Annotated in this window: 17 protein-coding genes; 12 read left to right on the plus strand and 5 right to left on the minus strand. The window is 62.9% G+C overall.

Annotated features, from left to right (window positions below; all coding sequences use genetic code 11):
- Positions 1-89: 89 nt before the first annotated feature.
- Positions 90-1,199 carry a TRAP transporter substrate-binding protein gene (locus EOA16_RS18460; protein WP_127259556.1) on the plus strand — a complete coding sequence of 370 codons (1,110 nt, stop codon included), beginning with the start codon at positions 90-92 and terminating at the stop codon, positions 1,197-1,199.
- An 85-nt stretch (positions 1,200-1,284) separates the two neighbouring features.
- Here EOA16_RS18460 and EOA16_RS18465 read toward each other — a convergent pair whose 3' ends face one another.
- The 4 genes from EOA16_RS18465 to EOA16_RS18480 all read right to left on the minus strand — a co-directional run bounded on the left by EOA16_RS18465 (position 1,285) and on the right by EOA16_RS18480 (position 5,789).
- Complete coding sequence (locus EOA16_RS18465) at positions 1,285-2,310, minus strand: zinc-dependent alcohol dehydrogenase family protein (protein WP_164754317.1); 1,026 nt, start codon at positions 2,308-2,310, stop codon at positions 1,285-1,287.
- A gap of 18 nt (positions 2,311-2,328) precedes the next feature.
- On the minus strand, positions 2,329-4,110 hold the full coding sequence (locus EOA16_RS18470) for a TRAP transporter large permease subunit (protein ID WP_127259588.1): 1,782 nt from the start codon (positions 4,108-4,110) through the stop codon (positions 2,329-2,331).
- On the minus strand, positions 4,110-4,694 hold the full coding sequence (locus EOA16_RS18475) for a TRAP transporter small permease subunit (RefSeq protein WP_127259558.1): 585 nt from the start codon (positions 4,692-4,694) through the stop codon (positions 4,110-4,112). Before EOA16_RS18475 ends, EOA16_RS18470 begins: the two co-directional genes overlap by 1 nt.
- A gap of 189 nt (positions 4,695-4,883) precedes the next feature.
- A complete protein-coding gene (locus EOA16_RS18480) occupies positions 4,884-5,789 on the minus strand; it encodes a branched-chain amino acid ABC transporter permease (RefSeq protein ID WP_127259559.1) in 906 nt (301 codons plus the stop codon).
- Positions 5,790-5,936: 147 nt separating this feature from the next.
- Between EOA16_RS18480 and EOA16_RS18485 the strand changes: the two genes are divergently transcribed.
- The 11 genes from EOA16_RS18485 to EOA16_RS18535 all read left to right on the plus strand — a co-directional run bounded on the left by EOA16_RS18485 (position 5,937) and on the right by EOA16_RS18535 (position 19,954).
- Complete coding sequence (locus tag EOA16_RS18485) at positions 5,937-6,545, plus strand: CGNR zinc finger domain-containing protein (RefSeq protein WP_127259560.1); 609 nt, start codon at positions 5,937-5,939, stop codon at positions 6,543-6,545.
- Positions 6,538-7,074 carry a hypothetical protein gene (locus tag EOA16_RS18490; protein WP_127259561.1) on the plus strand — a complete coding sequence of 179 codons (537 nt, stop codon included), beginning with the start codon at positions 6,538-6,540 and terminating at the stop codon, positions 7,072-7,074. Before EOA16_RS18485 ends, EOA16_RS18490 begins: the two co-directional genes overlap by 8 nt.
- A gap of 220 nt (positions 7,075-7,294) precedes the next feature.
- A complete protein-coding gene (locus tag EOA16_RS18495; RefSeq protein WP_127259562.1) occupies positions 7,295-10,789 on the plus strand; it encodes an indolepyruvate ferredoxin oxidoreductase family protein in 3,495 nt (1,164 codons plus the stop codon).
- Between the two features lie 134 nt (positions 10,790-10,923).
- On the plus strand, positions 10,924-13,239 hold the full coding sequence (locus EOA16_RS18500) for an EAL domain-containing protein (protein ID WP_127259563.1): 2,316 nt from the start codon (positions 10,924-10,926) through the stop codon (positions 13,237-13,239).
- A gap of 406 nt (positions 13,240-13,645) precedes the next feature.
- Positions 13,646-14,422 carry a hypothetical protein gene (locus EOA16_RS18505; RefSeq protein ID WP_127259564.1) on the plus strand — a complete coding sequence of 259 codons (777 nt, stop codon included), beginning with the start codon at positions 13,646-13,648 and terminating at the stop codon, positions 14,420-14,422.
- Between the two features lie 114 nt (positions 14,423-14,536).
- Positions 14,537-14,686 (plus strand): DUF3096 domain-containing protein, encoded by a 150-nt coding sequence (locus EOA16_RS18510; RefSeq protein ID WP_013528205.1) that lies wholly within the window; start codon positions 14,537-14,539, stop codon positions 14,684-14,686.
- Between the two features lie 209 nt (positions 14,687-14,895).
- A complete protein-coding gene (locus EOA16_RS18515; RefSeq protein WP_013528204.1) occupies positions 14,896-15,120 on the plus strand; it encodes an aa3-type cytochrome c oxidase subunit IV in 225 nt (74 codons plus the stop codon).
- Between the two features lie 84 nt (positions 15,121-15,204).
- Positions 15,205-16,485 carry a Re/Si-specific NAD(P)(+) transhydrogenase subunit alpha gene (locus EOA16_RS18520; protein ID WP_127259565.1) on the plus strand — a complete coding sequence of 427 codons (1,281 nt, stop codon included), beginning with the start codon at positions 15,205-15,207 and terminating at the stop codon, positions 16,483-16,485.
- Positions 16,482-16,910 (plus strand): NAD(P) transhydrogenase subunit alpha, encoded by a 429-nt coding sequence (locus EOA16_RS18525; RefSeq protein WP_024501908.1) that lies wholly within the window; start codon positions 16,482-16,484, stop codon positions 16,908-16,910. Before EOA16_RS18520 ends, EOA16_RS18525 begins: the two co-directional genes overlap by 4 nt.
- 6 nt (positions 16,911-16,916) lie before the next feature.
- The gene (locus tag EOA16_RS18530) at positions 16,917-18,314 is read left to right on the plus strand and encodes an NAD(P)(+) transhydrogenase (Re/Si-specific) subunit beta (RefSeq protein WP_109665727.1); all 1,398 of its coding nucleotides are present in this window, start codon (positions 16,917-16,919) and stop codon (positions 18,312-18,314) included.
- 164 nt (positions 18,315-18,478) lie between these two features.
- Positions 18,479-19,954 (plus strand): hypothetical protein, encoded by a 1,476-nt coding sequence (locus EOA16_RS18535; RefSeq protein WP_127259566.1) that lies wholly within the window; start codon positions 18,479-18,481, stop codon positions 19,952-19,954.
- 101 nt (positions 19,955-20,055) lie between these two features.
- Here EOA16_RS18535 and EOA16_RS18540 read toward each other — a convergent pair whose 3' ends face one another.
- Positions 20,056-20,973, minus strand: coding sequence for a hypothetical protein (locus tag EOA16_RS18540; RefSeq protein WP_127259567.1), 918 nt, complete (start codon positions 20,971-20,973; stop codon positions 20,056-20,058).
- Between the last annotated feature and the right edge of the window lie 16 nt (positions 20,974-20,989).

Below are 20,989 nucleotides of genomic sequence, written 5' to 3' on the forward strand. Positions count from 1 at the left end.
CTTCTTGCCTGTGTATTGTCTCCAACGAACCGACAGGGAAACCGAGGATTTCCTGACGTCGGCCTGTTGATCCAAAAGGGAGGAAGTTCATGGATCGTCGTTCATTCATTCGCAGGGCCGGTGTCACCGGCGTCGGTGCCGCGGCGGCGGCGGCCGCGCTGGCGGCGCCTGCAATCGCCCAGTCCAATCCCAAGGTGACGTGGCGGCTGGCGTCGTCCTTCCCGAAGTCGCTCGACACCATCTACGGCGGCGCCGAGGTGTTTTCCAAGATGCTGTCGGAAGCCACCGACGGCAATTTCCAGATCCAGGTTTTTGCTGCCGGGGAGCTGGTGCCTGGCCTGCAGGCCGCCGACGCCACCACGGCCGGCACGGTCGAGGCCTGCCACACGGTGGCATATTATTATTGGGGCAAGGATCCGACATGGGCGCTCGGTGCGGCGGTTCCCTTTTCGCTCAACGCACGCGGCATGAATGCCTGGCATTACCATGGCGGCGGCATCGACTTGTTCAACGAGTTTCTCGCCACGCAGGGCCTTTTCGGCCTGCCGGGCGGCAACACCGGCGTGCAGATGGGCGGCTGGTTCCGCAAGGAAATCAACACGGTGGCCGACCTTTCCGGCCTCAAGATGCGAATCGGCGGTTTTGCCGGCAAGGTGGTGCAGAAGCTCGGCGTCGTGCCGCAGCAGATCGCCGGCGGCGATATCTATCCCGCGCTGGAGAAAGGCACCATCGACGCGGCCGAATGGGTTGGTCCCTATGACGACGAGAAGCTCGGCTTCTACAAGGTCGCGCCCTATTATTACTATCCCGGCTGGTGGGAGGGCGGCCCGACCGTCCATCTGATGTTCAACAAGGCGAAGTACGAAGAACTTTCGCCGACGTACAAGTCGCTGCTGCACACCGCCGCGCAGGCGGCCGACGCCAACATGCTGCAGAAATACGATTATCTGAACCCTGCGGCGGTAAAGCGGCTGGTAGCCGGCGGCGCGAAGCTGCGCCCGTTCAGCCAGGAGATCATGGCTGCCTGCTTCGAAAAGGCCAACGAGGTCTATACCGAAATGGAAGCCTCCAACGCCCCGTTCAAGAAGATCTGGGAATCGATCAAGGGCTTCCGCAAGGAGCATTATCTCTGGGCGCAGGTGGCCGAATACAATTACGACACCTTCATGATGGTCCAGCAGCGCAACGGCAAGCTGTAGTCGGCCGGACTTCTGCTCAAAAGCTCTCTGGGCGGAACCCGCTCAGGGAGCTTTTCTGTATATTCCGGGAGGCGAAGCCGACGGTTCAGCCTCGCCCCGGCACCACCAGAACCTTGACCTCGCCGGGCACCGGCGGATTGGCGATCACCGCTGGCACTTGTTCAAGCGATACCTGCCTGGAGATCAGCCTGTCGATCTCGATCGCACCGGAAGCGATGAGTTCGGCGGCGCGGCGATGGGTGTAGGGGTTGAGGAAGGAACCGAGCACCTTCAGTTCCCGGAACAACAGGTCGAACGGCTCGAATTCCACTTTCATGCCTTGCGGCGTTACGCCGACGATGACGACCGTGCCGCCGGCGCGGGCCAGCTGCATCGACTGCTCGACGGTCTCTCGCACGCCCGCGCATTCGAAGACGACGTCGACACCGCCTGGCACCAGCCCCGCCGGTCCGGCGATGGCATCGATGACATCGGCGGTTGGATCGATCGTCACTGTCGCACCGAGATCCTCGGCGAGCGCGCGCCGCGAGGCTTGCCTGGTCGACAGGATGATGGTCGTGGCTCCCGCCAATCTTGCCAGCTGCACGGTGAGCAGGCCGATCACGCCGCCACCAAGCACGACCACCGAACTGCCCGGTTTGATACCGGCAAGGTCGACGCCGTGCAGGCAACAGCCGAGCGGCTCGCAGAAGGCACCGTGCATGGGATTCAAGCCGGCAGGCAGGACGAAAGCCTGCTTCTGCGGCAAGGCAAGATATTCGGCAAAGCCGCCGTCGCGATGAATGCCGATGGCACGTAGATTGCTGCAGAGATTGACTTGTCCCGCGTGACAACGCGCGCAGCGCCCGCAGGCGATGTTGGGGTCGCCGGTGACACGATCGCCGATGGCAAAACCCGAGACCGATTTTCCGATCGCCTCGACGGTACCGGAGAACTCATGGCCGGGCGTCACCGGCGGCGTGCACGGAAATTCGCCGTGAAACAGATGCCGATCCGTGCCGCAGACGCCGCAGGCTTCGATGCGCACCAGTAGCTCATCCGCACCGATGTCAGGCATGTCGACGTCGCGCAGCGTGATGCCGCCCACTGCTTCCAGCCGCACCGCTTTCATGGTTTTGACCATGCCTGTTCAGTTGAAGCTTGGCGGTTGCGACAGGTCAGGCTGTGGCGCTGCCGGCTTTGCCGGTGTCGGATCGCCGAAACTGGGCGGTTGCGAAAGGTCAGGAGCTGCCGGCGCCGTGCCGCCACCAACTGGCGCCGCTCCATCCGCCGGCGGCGTGCCGAGCGGCGACAGGCCGGGCACCTCCGGTACCTTGTAGTCGATGGTGCCCGGATCGACGGTCGTTCCCTTGTAGTGCATCACCATTTGCGGGAAGGCGATGGTCAACCCGATCATGATCACCTGGATGCAGACAAAGGGCACCGCGCCCCAATAGATCTGTCCGGTGGTCACCGGCGCGATTTGTTTGCCGGTGAGACGATCGAGATAGGGCACGCGCGCGGCCACCGAACGCAGGTAGAACAGCGCGAAGCCGAAGGGCGGGTGCATGAAGCTGGTCTGCATGTTGACGCCCAGGAGCACGCCGAACCAGATCAGGTCGATGCCGAGCTTGTCGGCGGCGGGCGCCAGCAGCGGTACGATGATGAACGCCAATTCGAAGAAGTCGAGGAAGAAGGCGAGGAAGAAGACGAGCATGTTGACGCCGATCAGGAAGCCGACCTCGCCGCCCGGCAGCGACGTCAAAAGGTGCTCGACCCAGATGTGGCCGTTGACGCCGTAGAAGGTCAGTGAGAACACCCGTGCGCCGATCAGGATGAACAGCACGAATGACGACAGCCTTGTCGTCGAGGCCAGTGCCTGCTTGACGACGTCAAGCGACAAGCGCCCCTTGGCCGCCGCCATGAACAAGGCGCCGACGGAGCCCATTGCGCCGCCTTCGGTCGGCGTGGCGATACCCAGGAAGATGGTGCCCAGCACCAGGAAGATCAGCGCCAGTGGCGGGATCAGCACGATGATCACCTGCTGCGCGAGCCTGGACATCATGTTGAAGTTCAGGCGCTTGTCGGCAATGGCGACGATGTAGATGAACAGCACTCCGGCAGTCGCACCGAGAATGTCGGCATTGTCGCCATGTGCCGGCGCCAGATACCGATACGCCGCGTAGGAAACCGCTGATGTGACCAGCAAAGCCACCAGCAGCGACATCACGCCATGGCCCAGTGTACGGGCCTCGAGCGGCAGCGCCGGCATCGAGTTCGGCCGGATGATCGACATGATCAGGATGTAGGACATATAGAGGCCGGTGAGCACGAGGCCCGGGATCAACGCGCCCGCGTACATATCGCCGACCGAGCGGCCGAGCTGGTCGGCAAGCACGATAAGCACCAGCGACGGCGGGATGATCTGGGCAAGCGTGCCGGAGGCGGCAATGACACCGGATGCGAGCCGGCGGTCATAACCATAGCGCAGCATGATCGGCAGCGAGATCAGGCCCATGGCGATGACGGAAGCCGCCACCACGCCGGTGGTCGCCGCCAAAAGCGCGCCGACGAAGATCACCGCATAGGCAAGGCCGCCACGGATGGGCCCGAACAACTGGCCGATCGTGTCGAGCAGGTCTTCGGCCATACCCGATCGCTCGAGCACGATGCCCATGAAGGTGAAGAACGGGATGGCCAGCAGCGTGTCGTTCGACATCACCCGGCTGCCGTAGAAATTATCCGGCAATGCATGCAGGAGCGGCCAGGCGAGGTTGATCGATCCTCCGGAATAGGGGGATAGCAGCACGCCGATGAAGAAGAACATCAAGCCGTTGGCGGCCAAGGAAAAAGCGACGGGGTAGCCGATCAGCAGGAAGATGATCAGCGAGGCGAACATGATCGGCGCCATGTTCTGCGCGATGAACTCCATCACGAGCGCACCTCGTCGGCCAGCGCCTTGGCTTCGAGTTCGGCCTGCTCATGCACCGATATGAAGGGATTGGGGTCGTCCATGTCTCCGCGCATGATGGCGATCTTCTTGATGATCTCGGAGATGCCCTGCAGCGCGAGCAGGAAAAACCCGATGAGCAGGATGGCCTTGGCCGGCCAGATGATCAGGCCGCCGGAATTGTTGGACATCTCGCCGCTGCGAAACGACAGCGACACATAGGGCACGAAATAGATGACCATCAGCGTCACGAACGGCATCAGGAAGAAGAGATGCCCGAGCAGGTCGATCCAGTGCTGTACGCGGCGTGAAAACAGGCCGTAGACGACGTCGATGCGGATATGTTCGTTCTGCTTCAGCGTATAGGCGGCGGCCAGCATGAAGGCGGCGCCGAACAGATACCATTGCAGCTCGAGCCAGGCGTTCGAGGATATGTCGAACACCTTGCGGATAATGGCGTTGGCGGCGCTCACCAGGATCGCCAGCAGGATCAGCCACGATATCCATTTGCCGATGAATTCGTTGGCGCGATCAATAGTCCTGGATAGAGCAAGAAGCCCTGCCATGCATTTCTCCCTTGTACCGGAGGCGTGCCGGCTTCCCCCCTTTTTGTCCGTCACGCCGCGTGGTCCAACGGTATGCCGCGCGTGGACTGACGGGTCAACAAGGATAGAGGCAGCGAATATCACCGCATGGCAGACAGTGCCCAATACCGGCGATCTGCCTTTGCGTCATGCAACCAAAGTCTGACGTTTTCAGGCAATTTTGCCGGTGTCGCGGCCAGCGCCGATCAGGATCAGCGTCGTGACCAGGAACAGATACATCCACGCGTCGCGCCATTCGACCGGGAAATAGCCGGCCCACAGCGATTCGGCCATGCCGAAGGCAGCCGCGCCGAGCGCCGCGCGCGGCGGCGAGAGATAGCCGCCGACCGCCGTCACGAACAGGATTTTCAGTCCGTAGACGAGGCCCGACCCAAAGCTGACATTACCGTAATAGAGGCCGGCCATGACACCGGCCAGCGCGGCGCAGAAACCACCGAACAGCACCGCGTGCCGGAACACCGCACGCACGTCGACGCCGCACATCGCGGCTGCCTTGGGGTCGTCGGAGACGGCGCGCCAGCGCCGTCCGAAGCTCGACCGGGCAAAAGCCCGGCTGGCCAGCGCGATTGCAGCCACCACCACGGCGCAGTCGATGAGCTGGATGAGCGTCAGCGTTGCCTTGAAGGTCGCGCCCTGCGCAAAAACGATGGGCTGCGCCAGCATCGGCGGCAGCCACAGATCATGCGTGTCGGCGGCGATGCGGCTCGCTTCGGACAGCAGCAGCAAGATGCCGAGCGTCGTCACCACGATTGCATTGGGCGTGCGATCGGCCAAAGGTTCGAAGACATTGCGCGACAGCACGTGGCTGATCAGCGCGGCATAGAAGAACGCAGCGACGACGCCCAGCGCCACCGCCGCCAGCAGCGTCAGCCACAGCACCTGGTAGCCGAAGGCCGCGGTCAGGATCATCGTCTGGCCGCAAAAGGCGAACAACGCGCCATAGGCGAGATTGGTGCGGTGCAGGATGCCGTTGGTCAGCACATAGCCAAAGGCGAGCAGCGCATAGAGCGCGCCCGAATGCAGCCCGTTCAACACCTGCTGGAAGAAATAGAGCATGCAAAACCTCGAAGCATGCCGCCCAAAGTGCGAAGCGGTCCTGGCCAACGGCATGCTCAAAAGGCTGCGGAGACCGCCGCATCCCGGAGTGAGGTTGCATCGCTGAATCTAACTTGTCAAATGCGATTTATCGGTTAGATTTTCGGCATGACGGTATCCTGGACCCCGCACCGCTTCACCGGCGGCCTGCTTGCGCTCGACACGGCCAACACCGTCGTGCTGCGCGGCGATCCGGAGCGAACCTTCGACCGCTTCGACGATCCGGCCGAGATTGCCCGCTTCGCCGACGCGGCGAGCCGCTTTCGCGCCGCCGAACTTGGCGACAGGCCGCTGGCGGTATCCTCGGCGGTGGCGATCGCGCCCGTCGTGCTGTCGATCCGCGAGGCGACGGACCGGCTGTTTCGTGGAGCGACGTCGAAGGGCGCGGTCGCCACCACCGATCTGCCCGGATTCCTGAGAGCCTGCGCCGATGGCCTTGCCGGCAGCCGGACCGAGATCGGTGCGCCGGGAAGGCCGTTCGGCGATCCTGTGACGCCGATCGCCTTCGAGGCCGCGCTGGCGGTTTCGGGGCTATCGCTTCTGCGTGACGACACTCTCGCAAGGCTGAGGATCTGTCCCAACTGCACCTGGCTATTCGTCGACAGAAGCCGCAATTCCAGCCGCCTTTGGTGCGACATGGCGGTGTGCGGCAATAGGCAGAAGGCAAGTCGTCACTACCGCCGCCGCATGGCGGCAAATGAGGTCAAGAATGCGTAGCGGTCTTTCCCGTTCGGTCGTTGTCGGCGCGGCGCTCATCGTGGCCGTTGCGCTCGGCGCCTGCCGCGATGCCGGCAATGACGAAGGCAAGCTGTTCGAGATTTCCGGCAAGATATTCGTCTTCAACTACCGCCTCGCCAGGGCGACTTATGTGGTGACCCTGCGGCCGCTGAAGCCGATGGGAGAGGGCCAGGTGGCGGTGGCCAGCTTCCAGGATCCCGCCGGCGGCGCACCTCTGGTGGTCGAGCAGAAGGTGTGGCCGAAGCTCGACAAGGTGACGCTGGAGAGCCCGGCACTGACCTGCGTCGTCAAGAACAAGCCCTATGCGATTGCCATCAGCATCAAGGGGGCCGACGGCGCGGTCCTGCAGAAGATCGACACCACGCTGATGTCGACGGAAGACCAGTCGATCCTGCCCGACCGGCCGCTGGTCATCGACCAGCTCTACACCGCCAATCCCGATCTGGTCGGCCATCCCGACGGCAAGCTGCCGGGCGAGCCGAAGCCGGATTGCTCGAAGGGCGGCTGACGCGTCGCGGCCGCCCGGGCCGCAGCTGAAATTTTCGTGCGCCGGGCAATGTCCGCGGATCGGTTTCATACCCGATTCAGGATGGCCGCGGACTGTTCGTTGCGCGTTGCCTGGCATCTGCGATTTTGTTTGACCTGCCTTGCAAGGGGAGAAAGGATGCGTCATCCGACCCCGACGTTGGCTGCCTGCCCCCGCGTGGCCTCCGCAGAGGAAATTCCTGATGACGCTGCACGACGTCGCGCTCGACGACAAGTTCGATCTCGCCAAGGAGCGCATCTTCCTGTCTGGCGCGCAGGCGGTCATTCGCATGCTGCTGATGCAGCGCGAGCGCGACCGTCGCGCCGGCTTGAACACGGCCGGCTTCGTCTCCGGCTATCGCGGGTCGCCGCTCGGCGGCCTCGACATGCAGCTGTGGAAGGCGAAGAAACAGCTCGCCCAGGCTGACATCGTCTTCCAGCCGGGTCTCAACGAGGAGCTTGCCGCCACCGCTTGCTGGGGGGCGCAGCAGACGGAACTGCTTGATGAGGGCACTCATGACGGCGTCTTTTCGGTCTGGTACGGCAAGGGACCGGGCGTCGATCGTTCCGGCGACGTGTTCCGCCACGCTAACCTCGCCGGATCGTCGAAGCATGGCGGCGTGCTCGCCTTGATGGGCGACGACCATATGGCCGAATCCTCGACCAATGCGCACGCCACCGAATTCCTGTTCGTCGACACGATGGTGCCGATCCTCAACCCGGCCGGCGTCCAGGAGATCATCGACTATGGGCTCTACGGCTTCGCCATGTCGCGCTTTGCCGGCACGTGGGCGGCGATCAAATGCGTCAAGGACAACATCGAATCGACCGCCTCGGTCGATGCCGCGCTCGAGCGGCTGAACATTGTCGTGCCGGAGTTCGACATGCCGCCTGGCGGTCTCAACATCCGCCACGAGATCGACATGCTCGGCCAGGAGGAGCGGCTGCATGAGCACAAGCGCGCCGCGGCCTCCGCCTTCATCCTTGCCAACGGGCTGAACCGCATTGTCTATTCGGGCGGCCGCAACCCGAAGATAGGCATCATCACGCTGGGCAAGAGCTACCTCGATGTCCGCCAGGCGCTGGAGGATATCGGCATCGACGAGGCGGCCGCCAACCGCATCGGGGTGCGGCTGTTCAAGGTCGGCTGCCCCTGGCCGCTTGACCTGCATCACATCGCCGATTTCGCCCGCGGCCTCGACACCATTGTCGTCGTCGAGGAGAAGCGCTCGCTGATCGAGGTGCAGTTGCGCGAAAGCCTTTATGGCACTGCCACCCAACCGGTCATTGTCGGCAAGAAGGACGAGCGCGGCGACTGGCTGTTTCCGGCCAAGGGCGCGCTCGATCCCAACGAGATCGCCATCGCGCTTGGCGAGAGGATCGTCAGGACCATCGGCCCGTCCGAAGAGATTTCGGCGCGGGTGGCAAAACTGCGCCAGTTCCAGGCAATGCTCACCGAGGCCACCGACATCGGCTCGCGCACGCCGTTCTTCTGTTCCGGTTGCCCGCACAATTCGTCCACCAAGGTGCCGGACGGCTCTATCGCCGCGGCCGGCATCGGTTGTCACTTCATGGCGCTGTGGATGGACCGCAACACCGTCGGCTTCACGGCCATGGGCGGCGAGGGCGCGCAATGGGTCGGCCAGGCGCCGTTCTCCAAGCGGGAGCACATCTTCCAGAATCTTGGCGACGGCACCTACAACCATTCCGGCACGCTGGCGATCCGCTTCGCGCTGTCGAGCGATGCCAACATCACCTACAAGATCCTCTACAACGACGCCGTCGCCATGACCGGCGGCCAGCCGCACGAAGGCGGCCTGACCGTCGACATGATCGCCAGGCAGGTGCGCGCCGAAGGCGTCGACCGCATCGCCATCGTCACCGATGAGCCCAGCAAATATGCCGGGAAGGCCGAATTCCCGGCCGGCGCCACCATCCATCACCGCGACGACCTCGATCTCGTCCAGCGCGAGCTGCGCGACGTCAAGGGCGTTTCGGTGCTGCTCTACGACCAGACCTGCGCCGCCGAAAAGCGTCGCCGCCGCAAGCGCGGCACCTTCCCCGATCCCGACAAGCGGGTCTTCATCAACGAGCTGGTCTGCGAAGGCTGCGGCGATTGCGGCGTGCAGTCGAACTGCGTCTCGATCCAGCCGGTCGAGACCGAATTCGGCCGCAAGCGCAAGATCGACCAGTCGAGCTGCAACAAGGATTTCTCCTGCGTCAACGGCTTCTGCCCGTCCTTCGTCACCGTGCACGGTGCCAAGATCCGCAAGGCCGAGGGCCTGGCCGGCAAAGCCGATCCGCTGGAAGGCGTGCCCGTGCCGGTGCAATTCCCGCTTGGCCAGCAGGGCTGGGCGGCGATCATCGACGGCGTCGGCGGCACCGGCGTCGTCACCGTCGGTGCGGTGCTTGGCATGGCGGCGCATCTTGAGGACAAGGGCTGCGGCATGATCGACATGGCCGGCCTCGCCCAGAAGGGTGGCTCGGTGTTCACGCATGTCCGCATCGCCCGCACCCCGGACGACATCCATGCCATCCGCGTTTCGGCCGGCAAGGCCGATCTGGTGCTTGGCTGCGACCTCGTCGTGTCGGGCGCGAAGAAGGTGCTGACCGCGGTGCGCGAGGGCCACACCATCTTCGTCGCCAACACCGCCGAGATCATGCCCGGCGAATTCGCCCGCTCGGCTGATTTTTCGTTGCCGATAGAGCGGCTGAAAAAGGCGATCCGCGCGGCAGCGGGCGACGACAAGGCGCATTTCTTCGACGCCACCCGCACCGCCACGGCACTTTTCGGCAATTCGCTCGGCGCCAACATGTTCATGCTCGGCTTTGCCTTCCAGCACGGCGGCCTGCCATTGTCGGCTGAGGCCGTCGAGAAGGCGATCGAACTCAATGGCGAAGCCGTGGCGATGAACATCGCCGCTTTCCGCTGGGGACGTCGCGCTGCCCATCAGCCGGATTTCGTGCGCGGGCTCGTTGCCCAGCCGGGTCCAGCCGTGGCTGGAAAGGCCGGCCAGGCCACGGATATCGCCGAGACACTGGACGACATCATCGCCCGCCGCGTCGCCTTCCTGACCGCCTATCAGAACGCCGCTTATGGCAGGCGTTATGCCGAAAAACTGGCCGTTTTGCGCGCCGCCGAAGCGAAGGCCGTGCCTGGTTCTACCGCGGTGTCGCAGGCCGCCGCCAGGAACTTGTTCAAGCTGATGGCGATCAAGGACGAATACGAGGTGGCGCGTCTTTACACGGACGGCTCTTTCGCCGCCGAACTTGGAAAACAGTTCCAGAGCTACGAAAAGCTCGAATTCCACCTCGCTCCGCCGATCATGGGCCGTCGTGGCAATGACGGCAGCCCTAGGAAATCGAGCTTCGGCCCGTGGATGATGAAGGGTTTTCGGATTCTGGCGGCGATGAAGGGCCTGCGCGGCACCGCCTTCGACCTGTTCGGCTACACCGCCGAACGGCGCATGGAGCGACAGCTGCTGGCGCGGTACGAGGCGGATCTGGATTTCATCGCCGGATCGTTGGCCCCGGCCAGGGTCGATGCGGCGGCTGCATTGGCTTCGGTGCCTGCCCTCATTCGCGGCTACGGCCACGTCCGTCGAGCCAGCGCCGAAAAGGCGGCTGGCGAACGTTCCCGGCTGCTTCAGCGCCTCGCAAACGCACCGGCGGGGCCGGCACTTCAGGCCGCCGAGTGAGGGCGATGTTTAACTGAAGACTGATTTCCCGGTCTGTCCTGCTTTTGCACTCCTTCGGCAACCAGCCAAAACACTGTTCTAAGCCTTTCTTAAGGCGGATGTGGGATGACGAGGCTTAGCGTTGGGCCGACGATATGGGCAGAACAAAGACCGAAAACATCCCGGCGGATGTTTATATCCAGTTTGTGCGGTCGTTGTTCGACAACGCCCACATGCTGGTGATTGGCGGCGTGTGCTACTGGATCCTCGGATTCATGATCTACTTGCGCACGAACAATCCGTTGTTCCTGGCTTTCTCTTTTGTCCTGCTGTCCATCTGCCTTTTCCGCTATTTCGGCATTCGCAGCTTCCGGAAGGCGGGCGGTGTGATAGCCGACGTCCAGGAGGCGCAGCGGTGGGAGCGCAACTACATCCTCAAGGGCAGCCTGCAGGGCCTTGGGTTGGGCGCGCTGTGCTTCATATCGATCTACGTTTATCCCGATCCCTTTGCCGAACTGGCCGCGACGTCGCTGGCCATCGCAACCTTGGTGACGGTTGTTGGCCGGAACTACGGATCTCCGCTCATGGTGCGGATTTTTTCCGTGACCTTCATTGGACCTGCAGCACTTGCACTCTTGCTGCGCATGGATGCCCCTTCAGTTATTCTTGGGCTGATGATCATTCCGTTGACTTTCGTCACGATCAACAGCGCCGACCACGTCCGCGACGTGCTTTTCTCGGCGGTCATCGGCCACAAGGAAGCGAGGAAGCTCGCGCTCAGATTCGATCGCGCGCTCAACACCATGTCGCACGGCCTCGTCATGCTCGGCCCCAACGGCCGCGTGGCGGTAGCCAATGCCGAAGCAGCCCATCTGATGTCGCTCAAGTCCGGGGATGCGCTGCTCGGGCGGTCGATCCATGGTCTGTTGATGCGCGGTGTCGCCGGCGGCATGCTGGCGCCCAAGGATTGCCGTTACATCGAGGCTCAGCTGACGCGCGCCCTGCGCGAGGGCCGCGACCGCAAGGTGCTGGTTTCCCTCGCCAACGGCCAGCACTATGAATTCTCGGCTCGCGAAGGCAGCCAGGAGCTGGGCGTCATCACCTTCGAGGATGTCACCGCCCGTGTCGAGGCGGAAGACAAGATCCGCTTCATGGCACGCTACGACAACCTCACCGGCCTGCCCAACCGCGCCTATTTCCACGAACTGGTCGGCGAGGCCATGGTATCAGGCGATCGCGACCGTCTCTGCGGCCTGGCGGTGCTCGATCTCGACGATTTCAAGAGCGTCAACGACACGCTTGGCCATCCAATCGGCGACGGCTTGATCTACGCCGTTGCCGAACGGCTTGCCGCCATTGCCAGGCAAGGCATCACGGTCAGCCGTTTCGGTGGCGACGAGTTCATGATCTTCTTCGACCGCGTCGAGGATGAGAGCCATCTGACCAGCCAGCTCGACGAGATTTTCGCCTGCCTGCAAGGGGAGGTCGACGTCGCCGGTCACGGGCTGCGCATCCAGGCCAGCGGCGGCGCGGTGCTGTCTCGGGTCAAGGACACCGATGTCGACGCCATGATCGTCAAGGCGGACCTGGCGCTCTACAAGGCCAAGGAACTCGGCAAGAACGGCTGGCGGCTGTTCGAAGCCTCGATGGATGCCGCCTTCCGCAACCGTCAGCTGATGAAGGCGGATCTGCGCACCGCCGTGGAAAGCAAGAGCCTGCGGGTGGTCTATCAGCCGATCGTGGCGATGAGCACCATGCGCATCGCCAGCTGCGAGGCGCTGTGCCGGTGGGATCATCCCGATCTCGGGCCGATCTCGCCCAGCATCTTCATTCCACTGGCCGAGGAAATGGGTATCATTTCCGAGATCAGCACTTTTGTGCTGCAGGCAGCCTGCGCCGAATGCGCCAAATGGCCGGACCAGACCAGCGTCTCGGTCAATCTCTCCGCCAAGGATTTCCGCAACCGCGATGTCATCCAGAAGGTTCGCGATGCGCTGGCGAGCTCCGGCCTCGCCGCCAGCCGGCTGGAGATAGAGGTCACCGAAACGGCGCTGCTCGACGACAAGTCGCTGACGCGCCAGTACATCGAGGAGCTGAAGCAGATCGGCGTGCGCATCGCGCTCGACGATTTCGGCACCGGCTATTCGAGCCTGAGCTACCTGCACAAGCTGCCGCTTGACAAGATCAAGATCGACCGCTCGTTCCTGATCGATGTCACTCAGAACCCCCGCTCGCTCGAACTGCTCAAGGGCATCGTCAACCTGTCGCGGCCGCTGGGGCTTGCCGTAACTGTCGAAGGCGTCGAGACCTTCGAACAGCTCAAAATCTTGGCCCTGCAGGTCAAACCCGATCTCGTGCAAGGCTTCCTGTTCGGTGCCGCGCTCAGTGCGTCGGGTATCGAAACGATGTCAAATGTCACTTGGCCGTTCGCCGCTGACCTGCGTCACGCCGGCAAACGGACAGCCATTTAGAGCTGTGATTTCGAAGTTCGCTTGATTACTGGCGTGCTGCGATTCAAAGACTGCCCTTGATCTCCAATTCATGCGAATTCAATCAGGACATCTGTCCCGCCGCGTTTTTGCTTTTGCGCAATGCTGCTAAAAACGATCTTTTCCAGAGTTCGCTTTCGAACGGATTGAACGCTGGCGCGGGCGCCAAAATGATCCTCAACCCAAGTTGGCCTTTGTCGACGGAGGTGCGATGTCTCGGAGGCCGTGATCCACACCCTTCTCCGGGCGCATTGCCCACCAAGGCAAACTCAAATTGGCGCTCAGCTGTTAAGGTTAACAGAAGGTAAATCAACAACATCTAAATTTCTGCTTGTGTCTCATTTTGACTCGAATAGCCTATCCGTAGGCGGAATTTCGAGGACAGATAATGGATGCTGCAAGGGCTGCAAGGGCTGCAAGGGCTGCCTCTGGTGCGGTCAGCGCAGCCGGAGATTCTGTGCTGAACCGATCGATCATGCAATTGCTGGAGCATGTCGATTATCGTCTCATTACCGGAGGCGAGGATTTGGAGGCGATTTACCGACTTCGCTATAAATCCTATTTGCGCTCAGGCATGTGCGGTCCGATCGCCAGCGGGATGTTCGAGGATCGCTGGGACAATCTACCCAATTCCTACCGGTTCGGTGTCTATTGCTATGGCGAATTGGTCAGTACGATCCGCTTCCATTACATTTCCAGCGAGCACCCGCATTCGCCCTCCGTCGATGCCTACCCGGAAATACTGATCGAGCGACTTGCCCGCGGAGAGACCTTTATCGACGGAACCCGGTTTGCAACCGATCCCGACGGCGCGCCGGCGCCCGGAGTGTTGCCGTTCCTGACACTCAGGCTTGCCATGGTGGCGTCTCTCTATTTTGGCCAGAACTCGGTGCTTACACCGGTCAAGGTCGAGCATTCCAATTTTTATTCACGTTATTTCAATGCCGTGCAGAGGACCGAGGCTAAAGAATTTCCAGGCGTTCTTACCCGGATCGCGCTGTTCGAAATCCCTGCCGGCGAAAATATGCGCCTGACACTCGAACGGTTCCCGTTCTTTAGGTCGACGCCCATGGAACAGCGACTGATGTTTGCCAATCCGGCCATCAACCGACTGACGCCCTTGTCCATCGTGCCGACAGCGAAATATTATCGCGACGCCGCCTGAGGCACCCCGATTTTTGCAAAGCGGCTGGAGCCTTTCGGCCGCTTCGGCGTTCTGGATGATGCCAAGGCGCTGCCGCACTCTGGCACGACCTGAAGTCTTTTGAGGGAACCTGCCATGACCATTTCCACACTTGCGCTAACCCCGCTCATCTCGCTGATCGCCGGCGTGCTGATCCTGGTCATGCCAAGGCTGTTGAACTACATCGTCGCGCTCTATCTGATCGTCGTCGGGTTGCTCGGGCTATTTCCGCATCTAGCCGGCTGAGGGCGCCGGCTTAGCCACGCAGACGTCCGCCTTCGGAGCATCTTTCCGCATCAAACACCAGAATCCAGCGATCGGACTCCGTCGCGCGTCGGCAGCCGGCTTCAACCTTTCTTTGAGGCAGTTGTCGGTTGTTGTGCGGCAATAGCGCCATTGCTCTCGGCCCGGCTTTTCGCTATGTGCCTGAAAGATGTCTTCGAAGGGGTATTCCTATGGCTGATCACTCGCCGACCGGTCCTGTCGAACTGGGCGCGAAGATGGACTATGCCGAGCATGACCGCACCTATGCGGGCTTCCTCGCGCTGGCCAAGTACGGTTCGCTGTTTTGCGGCGCCCTGCTCCTGGCGATGGCCTTCGGCTTCTTCGCGGGCGGCTTCTTCTCGGCGACCATTCTGTTCGTGCTGATTCTGGCCGTCGGCGCCTTTATCCTCCGATAGATTTTCCGACACCTTGTCCACGGCGCCGCCGCGAGGCCGGCCGGCGTCTTGCGGGAAATAGCTTCCGGCCGAAAGGATCATGCGGTGGGACAGACGGTTTTCATCCCTCGTGAGCTCGATGCCAACGAGCCGCGCGTCGCGGCTTCGCCCGATACGGTGAAACGGCTGGCGGCGCTGGGCTTCGACGTCGTCATCGAGGCCGGTGCCGGTCTGAAATCGCGCATCATCGATGCCGACTATGCGAGCGCCGGCGCTGCCATCGGCAAGGTTTCCGATGTCGCCAAGGCCGATGTGGTGCTGAAGGTGCGCCGGCCGAGTGATGCCGAGCTGAAGAGCTACAAGCCCGGTGCGGCTGTGATCGCCATCATGGACCCCTACGGCAATGACGCCGCCGTGGCGGCCCTGGCCAAGGCCGGTGTCACCGCCTTCTCGATGGAATTCATGCCGCGCATCACCCGGGCGCAGTCGATGGACGTTTTGTCCTCGCAGGCCAATTTGGCCGGCTATCAGGCGGTGATCGACGGGGCTTCGGAATATGATCGTGCCTTGCCGATGATGATGACGGCGGCCGGCACGGTGCCGGCGGCGAAGGTCTTCATCATGGGCGTCGGCGTTGCCGGCCTGCAGGCGATCGCCACCGCGCGTCGCCTTGGTGCGGTCGTCACCGCAACAGACGTGCGCCCTGCCGCCAAGGAGCAGGTCGCCTCGCTCGGCGCAAAGTTCCTTGCCGTCGAGGACGAGGAATTCAAGGCTGCGGAAACGGCCGGCGGCTACGCCAAGGAGATGTCGAAGGAATACCAGGCTAAGCAGGCGGCACTCACATCAGAGCACATCGCCAAGCAGGACATCGTCATCACCACGGCGCTGATCCCAGGCCGTCCGGCGCCGAAGCTGGTCTCGGCGGCGATGGTCGCTTCGATGAAGCCGGGTTCGGTTCTCGTCGATCTGGCGGTCGAGCGCGGCGGTAATGTCGAGGGCGCCGAAGCCGGAAAGGTCGTCACCACCGCCAACAACGTCAAGATTGTCGGCCATCTCAATGTGCCAGGCCGCATCGCGGCGTCGGCCTCGCTGCTTTATGCCAGGAACCTGTTCGCCTTTCTCGAGACGCTGATCGACAAGACGACGAAGACGCTTGCCATCAATCGCGACGACGATCTGGTCAAGGCAACGATGCTGACCGATGGCGGCAAGGTGGTTCATCCGGCTTTCGTGAAAGCCGACCAGCAGCCCCCAAAGGGCCAATATGTCGAGCCGGCCGCGATCCCGGCCAAGACCATGGTCGCCGACGCTTCGCCCAAGAAAGCCGCGCCCAAGAAGGCGGCCGCACCCAAGTCGCCCTCGTCGAAGCCGAAAGGGATCGCGTGATGGACCAGACCCTGCAGAAAGCCCTCGACCAGCTAGATCAGGCGTCCGCCGCCGTTCGGCTGGCAGTGCACAATCTGGCGACCGCGCCGGGTGGCACTGACGCGGCCGGTGACGCCGCACATGCGCTCTCCGGCGGCGCCATCGATCCCTTCGTTTTCCGCTTCGCCATCTTCGTCCTGGCGATCTTCGTCGGCTACTACGTCGTCTGGTCGGTGACCCCCGCACTGCACACGCCGCTGATGGCTGTCACCAACGCCATCTCCTCGGTCATCGTCGTCGGCGCCCTGCTTGCCGTCGGCATCGCCGCCTCCGGCATTGCCGCAGGCTTTGGCTTCGTCGCGCTGATGCTGGTCTCGGTCAACATTTTCGGCGGCTTCCTCGTCACCCAGCGCATGCTGGCCATGTACAAGAAGAAGGACAAGTAGAGCGCCATGAACGCCAACTTCGCGTCCTTCCTCTACCTCGTCTCCGGTGTCCTGTTCATCATGGCGCTGCGCGGCCTGTCGCATCCGACCACCAGCCGCCAGGGCAATCTCTACGGCATGATCGGCATGGGCATTGCCATTGCCACCACGCTGGCGCTGGCAACCCCGTCGGCCGGCCGCTTCGGTCTGATCGTGCTCGGCCTGGCCATTGGTGGTGGTGTCGGCGCCGTCACAGCGCGCCGCATCGCCATGACCTCGATGCCGCAGCTGGTTGCGGCCTTCCACTCGCTGGTCGGCCTTGCCGCCGTCATGGTGGCGGCTGCCGCCATCTATGCGCCGGAAAGTTTTGGCATCGGCACGGATGGCGACATCCATGCCCAGGCCCTGATCGAAATGAGCCTTGGCGTCGCCATCGGCGCCATCACCTTCACCGGCTCGGTCATCGCCTTTTTGAAGCTTGACGGCCGCATGTCCGGCAAGCCGATCATGATCGGCGGCCGCCACTTCATCAACGCCGCACTTGCCATCGCGCTCGTCGTGCTGATCGTGCTGCTGGTCACCACCGAGTCCAAGCTGGTCTTCTGGCTGATCGTTGCCGCCTCGCTGGTGCTCGGTATCCTGCTGATCATCCCGATCGGCGGCGCCGACATGCCGGTCGTCGTCTCGATGCTCAATTCCTATTCGGGCTGGGCCGCGGCCGCCCTCGGCTTCACGCTCGGCAATCTGGCGCTGATCATCACCGGCGCGCTGGTCGGCTCGTCCGGTGCGATCCTGTCCTACATCATGTGCAAGGGCATGAACCGATCGTTCATCTCTGTCATCCTCGGCGGCTTCGGCGGCGAGACGGCGGCAGCGGCCGACGATGGCATCGAACGCACGGTCAAGCAGGGCTCGGCCGACGACGCCGCCTACCTGATGATGAACGCACAGAAGGTCATCATCGTGCCGGGCTACGGCATGGCCGTCGCCCAGGCCCAGCACGCGCTGCGCGAAATGGCAGACAAGCTCAAGGCCAACGGCGTCGACGTCAAATACGCCATCCATCCCGTTGCCGGCCGCATGCCCGGTCACATGAACGTGCTCTTGGCCGAAGCCAACGTGCCTTATGACGAAGTCTTCGAACTGGAGGACATCAACTCCGAGTTCGCGCAGGCCGACGTCGCCTATGTCATCGGCGCCAACGACGTCACCAATCCCTCGGCCCGCGACGACAAGTCGTCGCCGATCTACGGCATGCCGATCCTCGACGTCGACAAGGCCCGCACCTGCCTGTTCGTCAAGCGCTCGCTCGGCTCCGGCTATGCCGGCATCGACAACACGCTGTTCTACAAGGACGGCACCATGATGCTGCTTGGCGACGCCAAGAAGATGACCGAAGAGATCGTCAAGGCCATGGATCACTGATCCGGGGTCAGCGCCGGGACACGCCAAGAACCGTCCAACTTCTTGGGGTCAGTTCATCGCGCCGGGCTTTTTCTTGGCCGTGCTTTCTTGGCTTGATGGCGATTTCGGCGCTACGATGACGAATTCCCGCCTCGACGGCGGGACTGTCGTCGACGGAGACGTTGGTGCCTGACCCGATCGCATCGCCGCCCGCCGGAAAAGCGCCGCGCAAGCCTGGCCAGGCGGTGGTGATCGTTCATGGCATGGGCGAACAGCGGCCGATGGATACGTTGCGCCGCTTTGTCCAGGCCGTCTGGAGCCATGACCCCAGCCGCGCGCCGTTTTATGCCCGTGTCGCCGATCCGGCCGACCCCGCCGGCGCGAAGATCAACCAGAGCTGGATCACGCCCGACAGCCGGACCAATTCGTACGAACTTCGCCGCATCACCACGCCCTACGATGTCGATGGCCGCCGCACCGATTTCTTCGAGCTTTACTGGGCCGACATCACGCAGGGCACGACGCGGGGCCGGCTCGCCGCCTGGGTGACAAATCTGCTGTGGCGCAAGCCCGCCGACATACCGCCCGACGCCCGAAAGCTCTATCTGGTCACGCTGGTTGCCGTCATCATCGTTCTGGCCGCAGCCCTCGCGCTTGCGACGTCGGTTTGGCAGCAGCAAATTTCGTGGACCGTCGGCGCGCTCGTCACCATCCTGGCCTCGCTCGTCATCTGGTCGGTGGACCGTTTTGGCCTTCCCTATTTCGGCGATGTCGCGGCCTATGTGCGCGCTGAAGCTGCAACCGTCGAGAAGCGGGCTCTGATCCGCAGCCGTGGTCTGAAGCTGCTGAAGCGGCTGATGATGGACGATACCTACGATCGCATCGTGCTGGTCTCGCACAGCCTCGGGTCGATGATCGCCTATGACCTGTTGCAGATCTTGTGGGCCGATTTCAGGCCCCGAAAACTGGAGGCCATCCGCGACAAGGCGAAACTGAAGGCGATCCACGCCATCGACAAGGCGACGCTTGTTGCCGACGGCTCGGCATGGCCCGGTAGGCTTGACGATCTTGCCGGGTTCCGGCGCGATCAGTGGGCGCTCTATCGCCAACTGCGCACCAAGGACGACAACCATAGGCCATGGAAGATCAGCGATTTCGTCACGCTTGGCAGCCCGCTGACCCACAGCGAATTTCTGGTGACGCACAATCTCGCCGAATTCAGACGCGGCATCGCCGAGCGCCTGTTCTCGGCATGTCCGCCGATCGCCGAGGGAGCGGCGGCCGGTGGCACCGTGCTTTATCAGGAAGGGCGCAACCGTTCTTCGGGCAAGCCGCAGCGCGCGGTGCATCATGGCGCGGTGTTTGCTGCGACGCGCTGGACCAATATCTTCGACCGCGGCAATGGTTGGCTGACGGGCGATCCGATCTCCGGGCCGATGGCGGAGAATTTCGGCCCAGGCGTGGAGAACATCCAGGTCGAGCTACGCGGTTCCCTCGGCCGTGTCTTCACCCACACGCTGTACTGGTCGTTGACGGCGACCGGTGTCGAGGCCGGCGATCAGCCGCGCTCGCATCTCGCCGTGCTGCGCAACGCTGTCGACTTCGGTCGCAAACTGGAGCCGAGCCAAGCGGAAGCGCCGACGATTCCTCCCCGAAAATAGGAACGGACTTCAGCGCACGGGGTCGAGGCAGCGCCGCGCGACAACTTCAAAGCAAAGCCACTCCGGGCGGGCCGGAGTGGCTTTGTCGGCGCAAGTGCAGTTCAGCGGCTGGTGATAAAAACCGCTTCCTCATCGTCGCGCTGCTTGCCTCCAAGGGCCGCGGCGGCACTGGCGATGAAGGCGCCGATCACCAGTGACAGCGCACCAAGGAGCGCGAAGGTAGCGCCAGCCTTCCTGGCGGTGTCGGCAGCCTCCTGCGCCTTGACCTTGGCGTCCTGCGCCCTGGCGATGATCGCATCCACCCGCGCCTTGGCATCTGCTTCCGAAAGACCGGTGCGGGCGGCGACGAGTTGCGACAGATAGGTCTTGTCGTCGGCCGAAACTTCGCCTGCCGCTGCACCGGCGATCAGGATGCGCGAGGCCTGCCCGGTCGCAGCCGCATCGCTGTCCGGATTGGCGGCTGCAGGCTTGCCCGGGTCAGCCGGGCGGAACAGTGAATCCACCAGGTAGGATGTCGCATTGTCCACCGATGCGCTGCCGGCATTGGCCGAAGCCCCTGCCGATGCGCCCATGGCAGCGCCAGACGCGACGGTGGACACCGCCTGCACGCCTGAACCGATCGCTGCGGAAAGGGCAGAGCCAAGCACGCCGACGACGAGCAAGGTGGCCAGCGCCCAGGCAAGAAAGCCGTGTGCGGTGTCCCGGAAATAGACTTCATCGGTGTGGATGCCGACCCATTTGGCACGCAGGCGCCCGGCAAGATAGCCTCCGACACCCGAGGAGAGCCATTGCACGATGACAAGCCAGATCGCGGTGGACGCCGCGAAAGTGGTGACAGATGCGCCGGATCCCGACCATGGCGATACCATGGTCAGTCCCAGCCCCGAACCGAGCAGCATGAGGATGAAGGTCAGCGTCGAGGCCGCGAAGGCTCCGGCGATGATCGGTCCCCAACTGACGGCGGTGGAGGAGGATTCTGTTGAAGTGGAAACGTCGACAGCCGACAGGGTGGACTGCATAACTGCCCCCTATCGT

Source organism: Mesorhizobium sp. M7A.F.Ca.US.008.03.1.1 (genome assembly GCF_003997495.1).
In the GTDB taxonomy this organism is placed as follows: Bacteria; Pseudomonadota; Alphaproteobacteria; order Rhizobiales; family Rhizobiaceae; genus Mesorhizobium.

Coding starts and splice junctions, on each gene's coding strand:
- EOA16_RS18460 (WP_127259556.1), top strand. CDS start 90: ATGGATCGTCGTTCATTCATTCGCAGGGCCGGTGTCACCGGCGTCGGT.
- EOA16_RS18465 (WP_164754317.1), bottom strand. CDS start 2,310: ATGAAAGCGGTGCGGCTGGAAGCAGTGGGCGGCATCACGCTGCGCGAC.
- EOA16_RS18470 (WP_127259588.1), bottom strand. CDS start 4,110: ATGGAGTTCATCGCGCAGAACATGGCGCCGATCATGTTCGCCTCGCTG.
- EOA16_RS18475 (WP_127259558.1), bottom strand. CDS start 4,694: ATGGCAGGGCTTCTTGCTCTATCCAGGACTATTGATCGCGCCAACGAA.
- EOA16_RS18480 (WP_127259559.1), bottom strand. CDS start 5,789: ATGCTCTATTTCTTCCAGCAGGTGTTGAACGGGCTGCATTCGGGCGCG.
- EOA16_RS18485 (WP_127259560.1), top strand. CDS start 5,937: ATGACGGTATCCTGGACCCCGCACCGCTTCACCGGCGGCCTGCTTGCG.
- EOA16_RS18490 (WP_127259561.1), top strand. CDS start 6,538: ATGCGTAGCGGTCTTTCCCGTTCGGTCGTTGTCGGCGCGGCGCTCATC.
- EOA16_RS18495 (WP_127259562.1), top strand. CDS start 7,295: ATGACGCTGCACGACGTCGCGCTCGACGACAAGTTCGATCTCGCCAAG.
- EOA16_RS18500 (WP_127259563.1), top strand. CDS start 10,924: ATGGGCAGAACAAAGACCGAAAACATCCCGGCGGATGTTTATATCCAG.
- EOA16_RS18505 (WP_127259564.1), top strand. CDS start 13,646: ATGGATGCTGCAAGGGCTGCAAGGGCTGCAAGGGCTGCCTCTGGTGCG.
- EOA16_RS18510 (WP_013528205.1), top strand. CDS start 14,537: ATGACCATTTCCACACTTGCGCTAACCCCGCTCATCTCGCTGATCGCC.
- EOA16_RS18515 (WP_013528204.1), top strand. CDS start 14,896: ATGGCTGATCACTCGCCGACCGGTCCTGTCGAACTGGGCGCGAAGATG.
- EOA16_RS18530 (WP_109665727.1), top strand. CDS start 16,917: ATGAACGCCAACTTCGCGTCCTTCCTCTACCTCGTCTCCGGTGTCCTG.
- EOA16_RS18540 (WP_127259567.1), bottom strand. CDS start 20,973: ATGCAGTCCACCCTGTCGGCTGTCGACGTTTCCACTTCAACAGAATCC.